General features: G+C 71.5%; 11 protein-coding genes and 1 pseudogene. 9 read left to right on the plus strand and 3 right to left on the minus strand.

The genetic code is table 11. The features are described from left to right. Positions 1-89: 89 nt before the first annotated feature. The 3 genes and pseudogenes from ispH to rnhA form a co-directional block, all read left to right on the plus strand. Positions 90-1,037 carry a 4-hydroxy-3-methylbut-2-enyl diphosphate reductase gene (ispH, locus tag ACFE64_RS08830; protein ID WP_375392094.1) on the plus strand — a complete coding sequence of 316 codons (948 nt, stop codon included), beginning with the start codon at positions 90-92 and terminating at the stop codon, positions 1,035-1,037. Between the two features lie 82 nt (positions 1,038-1,119). After that, positions 1,120-2,070, plus strand: a complete 951-nt coding sequence (gene thrB / locus ACFE64_RS08835; RefSeq protein WP_375392095.1) for a homoserine kinase — start codon at positions 1,120-1,122, stop codon at positions 2,068-2,070. Beyond that, positions 2,067-2,525: pseudogene (gene rnhA, locus ACFE64_RS08840) on the plus strand (ribonuclease HI); the annotation flags it as partial. The gene thrB and the pseudogene rnhA, both read left to right, overlap by 4 nt. Positions 2,526-2,671: 146 nt before the next feature. On the opposite strand, the gene ACFE64_RS08845 reads toward rnhA, so the two are convergent. From ACFE64_RS08845 to ACFE64_RS08855, 3 genes are read right to left on the minus strand one after another with little or no spacing between them, the layout of a single operon-like run. Continuing rightward, the gene (locus ACFE64_RS08845; RefSeq protein ID WP_375392096.1) at positions 2,672-2,845 is read right to left on the minus strand and encodes a YegP family protein; all 174 of its coding nucleotides are present in this window, start codon (positions 2,843-2,845) and stop codon (positions 2,672-2,674) included. A gap of 18 nt (positions 2,846-2,863) precedes the next feature. Continuing rightward, positions 2,864-3,955, minus strand: coding sequence for an NAD(P)/FAD-dependent oxidoreductase (locus ACFE64_RS08850; protein WP_375392097.1), 1,092 nt, complete (start codon positions 3,953-3,955; stop codon positions 2,864-2,866). Next, positions 3,952-4,887, minus strand: a complete 936-nt coding sequence (locus ACFE64_RS08855) for an alpha/beta fold hydrolase (RefSeq protein ID WP_375392098.1) — start codon at positions 4,885-4,887, stop codon at positions 3,952-3,954. The genes ACFE64_RS08850 and ACFE64_RS08855 overlap by 4 nt, the downstream gene beginning before the upstream one ends. Positions 4,888-4,978: 91 nt before the next feature. Between ACFE64_RS08855 and ACFE64_RS08860 the strand changes: the two genes are divergently transcribed. From ACFE64_RS08860 to ACFE64_RS08885, 6 genes are all read left to right on the plus strand, one after another. After that, a complete protein-coding gene (locus tag ACFE64_RS08860) occupies positions 4,979-5,416 on the plus strand; it encodes a prepilin peptidase (protein ID WP_375392104.1) in 438 nt (145 codons plus the stop codon). A 54-nt stretch (positions 5,417-5,470) separates the two neighbouring features. Continuing rightward, positions 5,471-6,523: a Flp pilus assembly protein CpaB gene (gene cpaB, locus ACFE64_RS08865; protein ID WP_375392099.1), complete on the plus strand. Its 1,053-nt coding sequence runs from the start codon at positions 5,471-5,473 to the stop codon at positions 6,521-6,523. Positions 6,524-6,528: 5 nt separating this feature from the next. Next, positions 6,529-8,178, plus strand: a complete 1,650-nt coding sequence (locus ACFE64_RS08870) for a type II and III secretion system protein family protein (RefSeq protein WP_375392105.1) — start codon at positions 6,529-6,531, stop codon at positions 8,176-8,178. A 21-nt stretch (positions 8,179-8,199) separates the two neighbouring features. Beyond that, complete coding sequence (locus ACFE64_RS08875; RefSeq protein WP_375392100.1) at positions 8,200-8,826, plus strand: CpaD family pilus assembly protein; 627 nt, start codon at positions 8,200-8,202, stop codon at positions 8,824-8,826. 1 nt (position 8,827) lies between these two features. Next, a complete protein-coding gene (locus ACFE64_RS08880; RefSeq protein ID WP_375392101.1) occupies positions 8,828-10,096 on the plus strand; it encodes a CpaE family protein in 1,269 nt (422 codons plus the stop codon). A gap of 37 nt (positions 10,097-10,133) precedes the next feature. Next, positions 10,134-10,834: type II secretion system F family protein (locus ACFE64_RS08885; RefSeq protein ID WP_375392102.1), on the plus strand; the 701-nt coding region annotated here is incomplete at its 3' end.

Raw genomic sequence — 10,834 nt, forward strand, 5'->3', positions numbered from 1 at the left:
GTGTGTTACGCCTTTTCCCGTCGCAGGACAGCAGCGCCATAGGAACCGGCTTTGCCCCGCGCAAGCGATGGGGTAGGGCGCGGCCTGTCGTGGCCAAGCCCGCCCTCCAGCTACTGATCGCCGCGCCGCGCGGTTTCTGCGCGGGCGTGGACCGCGCGATCCGCATCGTCGAGCTGGCGCTGGAGCAACGGGGCGCGCCCGTCTTCGTCCGCCACGAGATCGTCCATAACCGCTTCGTGGTCGACGGCCTGCGGGCGAAGGGCGCGGTGTTCGTCGAGGAGCTGGACGCGGTGCCGGACGGCGCGCCCGTGGTGTTCTCGGCGCATGGGGTGCCCAAGACGGTGCCGGCCGCCGCACGTGACCGCGGCCTCGCCTATCTCGACGCGACCTGCCCGCTGGTGTCCAAGGTCCATCGCCAGGCGGAGCGACTGGTCGCGGCCGGGCGGCACATCGTCTTCATCGGCCATGCCGGCCATCCCGAGGTGATCGGCACCTTCGGCCAGGTCCCGGCGGGTACGATGACGCTGGTCGAGACGGCGGCGGATGTGGCGGCGCTCGCGCCCGCCGATCCCGCCAATCTCGCCTTCCTCACCCAGACGACGCTGTCGGTGGACGACACCGCAGCGGTGGTCGCGGCGCTACGCGCCCGCTTCCCCGCAATCCTGGGCCCGCGCGGCGAGGACATCTGCTACGCCACCGCCAACCGCCAGGCGGCGGTCAAGGCGATCGCGGCCGCTTGCGATGCCATGCTGGTGATCGGCGCGCCCAACTCCTCCAACTCGGTCCGGCTGGTCGAAGTGGCCGAACGCGAGGGCACGCGCGCCGCGCTGGTCCAGCGCGCCGACGAGCTCGACTGGAGCTTCCTGGAAGGCGTCCGCACGCTCGGCCTCACCGCCGGCGCGTCCGCCCCCGAATGCCTGGTCCGCGAGCTGGTCGACCGCCTCGCCGAGCGCTTCGACATCGTCGAGCAGGAGGTCGAGATCGGCCGCGAGACCATCGCCTTCAAGCTGCCGCGAGGGTTGCGCGAGGCCGCTTGACCCGTCATGCCGACCGGGTGCCGGCATTGCGCGCGAACTCCATTTCCCCGGACCCCTGTCGTCGTCGCCCCGCGCGCTGACCATGGCCGTCTACACCCATGTCTCCGCCGAGGCGCTCGCCGCCTTCCTTGCCCGCTACGATGTGGGCGAGCTCGTCTCCGCCAAGGGCATCGCCGAGGGCGTCGAGAACTCCAACTATCTGCTCGACACCACGCAGGGCCGCTTCATCCTCACCCTCTACGAACGGCGCGTCGCCGCGGGCGACCTGCCCTATTTCCTGGCGCTGCTCGATCATCTTGCCGGACGCGGCGCACCGGTGCCGCCCGCCATCGCCGACCGTCAGGGCGTCGCGATCCAGGAGCTGGAGGGGCGCCCGGCGTGCCTGATCCGCTTCCTGCCCGGCGTCTCCGTTTCGCACCCCACGCCCGCACAGGCGCTCGCCGCCGGCCGGTCCTTGGGCGCGCTGCATCGTGCGGCGGTCGACTTCCCGTTGCGCCGCGCCAACAGCATGGGCGCGGCGAGCTGGCAGCCGCTGTTCGAGCGGTGCGGCCGCAGCCTCGACCGGATCGCGCCCGGCCTTCACGACGCGATCGGCGCGGCGCTCGACCGCGTGCTCGCCGATTGGCCGGACCGCTACGGCCAGCGCACGACGATCCACGCCGATCTGTTCCCCGACAACGTGCTGATGCGCGGCGACGAGGTGACCGGCCTGATCGATTTCTATTTCGCCTGCACGGACCTGCGCGCCTACGATCTCGCGGTCGCGCACACCGCCTGGAGTTTCGATGCGACCGGGAGGCAGCACGATGCGGCGGTCGGCGATGCGCTGATGCGGGGCTATGGGGAGCACGCCGCGCTCAGCAGTTATGAGCGCAAGGCGTTCCCGACGCTGGCTGCCGGCGCGTGCCTGCGCTTCACCCTGTCGCGCGCGTGGGACTGGCTCAACACGCCCGCCGACGCGCTCGTCACCCGCAAGGACCCGCTGGCGTACTGGCGCCGGCTGTCCGCGTATCGCCCGGAGCTGCTGGCGTGACCGAACTGCCGCTGGTCGAGGCGTTCACCGATGGCGCGTGCAAGGGCAATCCGGGCCCGGGCGGCTGGGGCGCCGTGCTGCGCGCCAAAGACGAACGGGGCTGCGAGCGGGAGAAGGAGCTGTCGGGCGGCGAGGCGCTCACCACCAACAACCGCATGGAGCTGACCGCCGCGATCGAGGCGCTGAACGCGCTCAAGAAGCCGTGCCGGGTCAAGCTCTCCACCGACAGCCGCTATGTCATGGACGGGCTGACCAAATGGATCCACGGCTGGCGCAGGAACGGCTGGCGGACGGCGGACAAGAAGCCGGTCAAGAATGCCGAGCTGTGGCAGGCGCTGGTCGCGGCGGCGGCGCGGCACCGCGTCGAATGGGAATGGGTGAAGGGCCATGCCGGCCACCCGGAGAACGAACGCGCCGACACGCTGGCGAGCAACGCGGCGAAGGTGTTCACTCGTTCCTCCCCGGGACGGGGAGGGGGACCACCGCCGCAGGCGGCGGTGGAGGGGGATCAGTCACCAGCGCCACCCCGGGATCAAAGCCCTCTCCACCAAGCCGCTTCGCGCCTTGGTCCCCCTCCCCGTCCCGGGGAGGATTAGCTGCCCTACGTCTCCTCGACGGGGGCGCCGGGGCCGTTCTTCAGCACCGACGCGATCGCGTTGCGCGCCGCGTCCTTGCGGGTGTAGCCCTCGGTCCAGAAGATCGTCTCGCCATTGTGCTTGAACTTGGCGACATATTCACCCGCCTTGTTCTGCTCGATCACGAACTTGTGCGGCATAGCTGCCTCCTCTGCAGGTCAACTCCGACTGACACCGAAGCGGGTCGGAGAATAGCGCGCCGGATCGACCCCGGCCGGCATCTCGCCCCGACCGAGCAGCAGGGCCGCCGCCAGCTCGGCCGCCGCGGGCGCGGTCTGGATGCCGAAACCGCCCTGCCCCGCCGCCCAGAAGAAGCCGGGCACCTGCGGGTCGAAGCCATAGACCGGCAGCCGGTCGGGCGCGAAGCTGCGCAGGCCCGCCCAGCGCCGTTCGACCGCGGTCACGCGCCAGTCGACCACGCCCTCGAAGCGATCGATGGCGATCGCCACGTCCAGCTCCTCGGGCGCGACGTCGTGCGGATCGACCGGCGTCTCGTCATGCGGGCTCAGCCACAGCTTCCCGCCTGCCTCCGGCTTGAAGTAGAAGCGCCCGGCGATGTCGGCGACATGCGCCATGCCCTCGGGCGCCGCGCGCTCGGTCCTGAGCTGCGCCATCGTGCGCCGATAGGGCTGGATGCCGAGCGGCCGCACGCCGGCCAGCACCGCGACGGCATCGGCCCAGGCGCCGGCCGCGTCGACCAGCACGTCCGCGACGAACTCCCCCGCGGTGGTCGTGATGCGCCAGCGGCCCTCCCGCCGCTCGGCCGCCTCCAGCCTTGCGCCCGTCGCGAGCGCCGCGCCGTTCCGCTTCGCCGTCGCCAGCGCCGCCCCGTGCATCCCGCCCACGTCAATATAGGCGCAGCTCGGCTCCAGCACCCCGTGCACCCAATCGGGGCGCAATCCGGGCACCAGCGCCGCCGGGTCGACCCGGCGAAGGGGGATTGCCGTGCCCGCGAATGCAGCGATGAAGGCGTCGATCCTGCCCTCGTCCTCGGCCCGGCCGATATGGAGCGAGCCGAGCGGCTCCAGCCACCCGCCCGTCGCGAACGCCGCCGCCGAGGCGCTGGTCAGCGGCTGGATGGCGGGGCCGCCATAGGTCTCCGACCAGAACGCCGCCGAGCGCCCGGTGGAGTGGTAGCCCGGCTGGTCCTCGGCTTCGAGCAGCAGCACGCGGGCATGCGGCGCCAGCGCCGCGGCCAGCGTCGCGCCGACGATCCCCGCCCCCACGATCGCCACGTCCTGACCGCTCATCGCTGCACCTCCCGCGCCAGGAACGCGTCGATCGCGCCAAAGGCCCGGCCGCGCACTGCCGGCGCTTCGCGCAGCACCTCGTGCCCCGCTTCCGACCCGAACCGCATCACCTCGGCGCGCGGCATCCGCGCCGCGACCCGCCGCGCCGCCGCGGGCACCACCAGCCGATCGCGCTCGGGGACGAGGAACAGCACGGGCACGTCCAGCGCCGTGAGCCGCGGATCACGCTCCAGCGCCGCGCCGGCGCGGAACGATTCGGCGACCCAGCCCCAGCTCGGCGGCCCGAGCCTAAGGCGCGGATCGGCGGCCTGCCACCAGCGGCTGTCCTGCTCCGGCCCGCGCGTGGCGGTCAGGCGGGCGAGGCGTCGCGCCTGGCCGGCCGGGCTGTCGTCCCACCGCCACGCACCGCGCGAGGCGTCACCACGCCCCGCCATGGTTCGGGCCAGCCGGCCGCCCAACCGCTGCCCGATCGGCGAGCGCACGCGGATCATCGGCGCGCTCAGCACCGCCGCGTCCGGCCGCACGCCGCCCGCCAGCATCGCCGCGAGCGCAAAATGCGCGCCCATCGAGTGCGCCAGCAGCACGTGCGGCCCTTCACCCGTCGTCCACCCGGCCCAGAACGCCGCCAGATCGTCGCGGTGGACCGCGAACCGCTCGGCATGTCCCACCTCCGGATCGTGCCCCAGCCGCCCGGAGCCGCCCTGCCCGCGCCAGTCGAACGAGGTCACCGACCAGCCCTGCCCATGCAGATGTGCGGCGACGCCCAGATATTTCTCGATCACGTCCGAGCGGCCACCCAGTACCAGTACCCGCCCGCACCCGCCCGGCGCCGGCCAGTCGAACCGGCGATGCGCCCACCCGTCCGGCGCGTGCCAGCGCGACAGGCGCGCCTCGGGCGGCAGGGCAGTCGGCAGGGGCGGCGCGCTGGTCATCGGTCGGGCCGGCTGGTTACGTTTTCATAAGGGCTGACGTCTAGAGCCCGCGTTCATGGGGGTTAACGTCGCCGCGCTGGTTCTGTTGGCCATGCTTGGCCTGCTGCTGCTGGCGGCAGGCATCGAGGACGCGCGCCGGCGCACCATCGCCAACGCCACCAACGCCGCCGTCGCGCTGCTCGCGCCCGCCTGGTGGTGGACGCAGGGGCTTCGTCTCTGGCCGGATGTGGCGGCGCAGCTGGGGTTGGCGGTGATCGTCCTCCTCGTCTTCGCCGGCGTGTTCGCGGCCGGGCTGATGGGCGGCGGCGACGTCAAGCTGATCGCCGCGCTCGCGCTGTGGCTGCCCGCGTTGCCATTCCTGGCGATGCTGACGGCGATGTCGCTCGCCGGTGGCCTCGTCACCCTGCTGGTGCTGGCGGACCATCGGTTCCGGTCGCGCGAGGGCCGGCCCGAGATCCCCTACGGCGTCGCGATCGCCCTAGCCGGGCTGCTCGCGCTGCGCGAACCGATCCTTAACCAATGGGCATGATGCTTAACGGCCGGGCAACCGAGCGGGCCGTGACCCGAAAGGCACGAGTGAAGCATGGATAGTCGCAAGGTCATTTTGCTGGTCGGCGCGCTGATCGTCGCGGGTCTTACCGCCTTTTTCGCGCGCACGCTGATGATGGGCTCGGCCGCGCCGCAGGCGAACGCGATGGGCATGCCCGTCGCCCCCGTCGACGGGCCCGAGGTGCTGGTCGCGACCCGCGCGCTGCCGGTCGGCACCATCCTCGACGCCACTGCGCTGCAGTTCAAGCCCTGGCCCAAGGAGCTGGTGGACAACGCCTATTACCTGCGCACCACCACCGACGTGAAGGCGCTGGCAGGCACGGTGGTGCGCAATCCCATCACCGCCGGCCAGCCGCTGACGCAGGGTGCGCTGGTGAAGCCCGGCGATCGCGGCTTCCTCGCCGCCGCGCTCGGGCCGGGCATGCGCGCGGTCACCGTGCCGGTATCGACGCAGGCGGCGGTCGCGGGCTTCGTGTTCCCGGGCGACCGCATCGATCTGGTGCTGACCCAGTCGGTCGCGGGTGGCGGCGACGGCCCGCCGCTCAAGGTGTCGGAGACGGTGGTGCGCAACATGCGCGTCCTCGCCACCGACCAGCGCACCGACAACACGGTGGGCGAGGACGGCAAGACCGTGGTCAAGACCTTCTCCACCGTCACCGTCGAGGCGACGCCCAAGATCGCCGAGCAGATCGCGGTGGCGCAGACGCTGGGCTCGCTGTCCCTGTCGCTGCGCTCGATCGCGGACAATTCGACGGAGCTGGAAGAGGCGATCGCGTCCGGCGCGGTGAAGGTGCCCAACAGCGCCGATCCCAAGGCGGAGAAGGCGATGATGGTCCAGCTCGCCACCCAGCCGACCAGCGGCAACCCGAGCTTCGCGACGGGCGCCGACGTCTCGCACTTCCAGCGTCGCACCGTGCCCGGCAAGCCCGCCGAAGGTGGTACCGCGGTGATCGCGCCGGCCGGTGCGCCCGGCACGCCTGGCGCCGGCGCGGGCAATTTCCCGGGCGCCGCCATCGCCATGGGTCCCGTCGTTCGCATCGCACGCGGCAACAACGTCACGGCCGTTCCGGTCGGGGGGAAGAACTGATGCGCATGATCCCGTCCCAGGCGAGGCTGTCGCTGGCCGCCCTGGCCTGCGCGCTGGCTGCCGCGCCGGCCGCCGCCGGCCCCGCGCCGGTCGGCGTCGCCGCCGCCGCGACCACGGCTGCGACGGTCAGCCACGGCCCCGGCGCGCAGGTCCTCCAGGTCAACACCGGCCGCGGCAGGCTGGTGACGCTGGCCCGGCCGATGAGCGACCTGTTCATCGCCGACGACAGCGTTGCCGATGTGCAGGTCCGGTCGCCCACCCAGCTCTACGTCTTCGGCAAGAAGACGGGCGAGACCACCATCTCCGCGACGGCGAAGGGCGGCCAGGTGGTCTATGCCGCGACCGTCCGGGTCGGCACCAATCTGGATTCGATCGGCACCATGCTGGCGCTGGCGCTGCCCGACGCCAAGATCGTCGCGACGCCGATGAACGGCCTGGTGCTGCTGACCGGCGCCGTCGCCGGGCCGCAGGATGCGGCAGAGGCCGAGCGGCTGGTGCAGGCCTATGTCGGCGACAGCACGAAGGTGCTCTCGCACCTCAAGACCGCGACGCCGCTGCAGGTCAATCTGCAGGTCCGCATCGCGGAGGTGAGCCGCAGCTTCGTCAAGAACATCGGCGTGAACCTGCAGAACCGCTCCACCAATGACGGGTTCCTGTTCGGGATTGCGCGGGGGCGCCAGGGCTCGATCACGACCGTGCCGGGCAATCCGCCCGCCGGGTATATCAACGGGGCGCCCGTCGACGTTAAGGGAAACCCCATCGCGCTGGATGCCAACGGCGCCGTCCCGGGCGCCACCTTGTTCACGCAGCCCGGCGTCGCGGCCGGCAGCACGCTGCTGGGAGCCGCGGGCCACCTGCTCGGCATGGACCTGCTCGGCTCGCTCGATCTGGGCGAGACGATCGGCCAGGTATCGACGCTCGCCAACCCGAACCTGTCCTGCCTGTCGGGCGAGACCTGCACCTTCCTCGCCGGCGGTGAGTTCCCGATCCCGATCAGCCAGGGGCTGGGCGCGGTCTCCGTCGAGTACAAGTCGTACGGCGTCGGCCTCGCCTACACCGCCACGATCCTGTCGGACGGGCGCATCTCGCTGCGCGTCCGCCCGGAAGTGTCGCAGCTGTCCTCGCAGGGTGCCGTGCAGCTCAACGGCACTACTATTCCAGCGCTGACCACCCGGCGCGCCGAGACCACCGTCGAGCTCGGCTCCGGCCAGTCGATGGTGATCGGCGGGCTGCTGCAGAACAACAACAACAACTCGATCGAGAAGACGCCCGGGCTGGGCGATGTGCCGGTCCTCGGTGCGCTGTTCCGCTCCAATGGCTGGCAGCGCAACGAGACCGAGCTGATGATCGTCATCACGCCTTACCTGGTGAAGCCGGTCAGCAACCCCGGCGACATCGTCCTGCCGACCGACGGCTACAAGGCGCCGACCGATCTGCAGCGGGTGTTCACCGGCGAGCTCGGCACGGGCGTGTCCGGCGAGCGCCGGCCGGTGCCGACCATGGCCACGCCCGATGCGCCGCAGCCGGTGGTCGGCGCGACCGCGCCGGTGCCGTTCGCGCCGGTTCCAGCAGGCACGAAGCGCGCCGCGGCCGACGACCGGGCGGCGCGATCCGCGCGCAAGGGCGATACGCCCGCGCCCGGCTTCTCCAACTGATCCCAAGCGGAGGCTCTCATCATGTTCCGGCGTTCGCTGCTCCTTCCCGCCCTCGCCCCCGCGCTGATGCTCGGCGCCTGCATGGGCACCCAGAATCGCGGGCTCGAATCGGTCCACCAGCCGGTCGTCGCCCGCCAGGATTACGCGCTCGACCTGGCCGTCGCCGGCGACCGGCTGGCCGGCGGCGAGCCCCAGCGGCTGAACGGCTGGCTCGCGGCGATGCGGCTGCGCTACGGCGACCGCGTCGCGCTCGACGACGGGGGTGGTGATCGCGGCGTGCAGGCCGATGTGCAGCGCGTGCTGAGCGGCTACGGCCTGCTGCTCGGCGACGGGCGGCCCTATTCGCCCGCGCCGCCCGCGCCCGGCACCGTGCGCGTGGTGGTGAGCCGGATGGAGGCGCGGGTCCCCGGCTGCCCCGACTGGTCGCGCAACGCGAGCCACGAGTTCAACAGCAACACCTCGTCCAATTACGGCTGCGCCACCAACGCCAGCCTGGCCGCGATGGTCGCCCGGCCGGAGGACCTGGTCCACGGCCAGGAAGATGCGCTGCCCGACCCGGCACGCTCGGGCAAGGCGATCGAGGCGTTCCGCAAGGCCGCGCCGTCCGGCAACGGCGGCACCACCGTCACCGCAGCGGGAACCAAGTGATATGAACGCCCCCTGGAAACCCACCGGCGTCGGCACGCGTGATCCCTTCGTGGCCTATGTCTGCGACGAGACGACCGCGGAGACGCTGCGGCCGATCGTGGCCGAGCTCGGCTGGAACGTCGAGAAGGTGTGCAAGGGCGGGCTGCGCAATGCGGTGCAGACGCTCTCCGTCTCCGCCAGCCCGCAGATCCTGTTCGTGGACCTCGCCGAATCGGGTGATCCGCTGAGCGACATCAACAGCCTGGCCGAGGTTTGCGAACCGGGCACGGTGGTGATCGCCGCCGGCCAGGTGAACGACGTGCGCCTCTACCGCGACCTGCTCGGCTCCGGCATCCAGGATTACCTCCTGAAGCCGCTGCATCCGGACATGCTGCGCGAGGCCTTCACGCAGGCGCAGGCGATGCTGAACGCGCCCAAGCTGGCCGAAGGCGGCGTCGAGCACCCGCATTTCTCGACCGCGGTGATCGGCGCCCGCGGCGGCGTCGGCGCGTCGACGGTCGCGACCTCGCTCGCCTGGCTGCTCTCCACGCGCGAGAACCGCTCGACGGCGCTGCTCGACCTCGACGTGCATTTCGGCACCGGCGCCCTGTCGCTCGATCTGGAGCCGGGCCGCGGCCTGACCGACGCGATCGAGAACCCCAGCCGCATCGATGGGCTGTTCATCGAGCGCGCCATGGTGAAGGCGTCGGAGAAGCTCGCGGTGCTGTCCGCCGAAGCGCCGATCAACGCGCCGATGCTGACGGACGGCGCCGCCTTCTACCAGCTCCAGGAGGAGATGCGCGGCGCGTTCGAATGCACCGTGATCGATCTGCCGCGCGGCATGCTGGTCCAGCATCCGGCGCTCATCACCGACGTGCAGACCGCCGTCGTCGTGACCGAGCTGACGCTGGCGGCGGCGCGCGACACCATCCGCATCCTGTCCTGGCTCAAGACCAATGCGCCGCAGACTGCGGTGCAGGTCGTCGCCAACCGGCTGCAAGGCTCGGGCGGCCAGCTGGAGATCAGCCGCAAGGATTTCGAGGGATCGATCGAGCGCAAGGTCGATGTCGCCGTGCCGTTCGATCCGAAGCTGGCGGCGCAGGCGGCCAAGCTCGGCAAGCCGCTGGCCGAAGCGGGCAAGAACGCCAAGACGGTGGCGCCGCTGGTCGATCTCGCGGCCATGCTCGCCGGTGTCGCGGAGGAAGCGGCCGACGGCAAGAAGAAGAAGGGCGTCTCGCTGATCGGCAAGCTCGACCTCAAGGCGCTGATGGGCAAGCGCCCAGCGAAATGACATGCCGCTGCCGTCCTGACGCCGAGGTGCCGAGGCGATGACCCTGCCGATGCTGATGCTCGCCGGCTCCACCGCGCTGCTGCTCCTGTTGATATGGATGCTGGTCGCCGGCCCGTCCGCCGCGCGGGCGCAGGCCCGGCGACTGTCGGCGGTGCGCGAGCGCTACGGCACCGCGCAGGCGCAGACCGAGGAGCGGATGCGGCGGATCACCGCCAGCCGCGACACGCGGATGGACCTCGCCTTCGGCAAGCTGCTGCCCAACCCGCAGAACCTGCAGAAGCGGCTCAACATGACGGGCAAGTCCTGGACCGTCGGCCAGTACGGGCTGGTGAGTGCCGGGTTGCTGGCGATCACGACGCTGCTGCTGCGCGTCGAAGGCCTGCCGCTGCTGCTCGCGCTGCTGGTCGGCGTCGTGATCGGCGCGGGGCTGCCGCATTTCCTGGTCGGCAAGATCATCCAGCGTCGCGTCAACAAGTTCACCGTCAAGTTCCCGGATGCGATCGAGCTCCTGGTGCGCGGCCTGCGCTCGGGCCTGCCGATCAGCGAGACGATGGGCGTCGTCGCCGCCGAGGTGGACGGGCCGGTCGGCGAGGAGTTCCGCGCCGTGTCGGACAAGATGAAGATCGGCCGCTCGATGGACGCTGCGCTGCAGGATACCGCCGACCGGCTCGGCACGCCCGAGTTCCAGTTCTTCGTCATCACCATCGCCATCCAGCGCGAGACCGGCGGCAACCTGGC

Source organism: uncultured Sphingomonas sp. (assembly GCF_964250165.1).
Taxonomy (GTDB): domain Bacteria; phylum Pseudomonadota; class Alphaproteobacteria; order Sphingomonadales; family Sphingomonadaceae; genus Sphingomonas.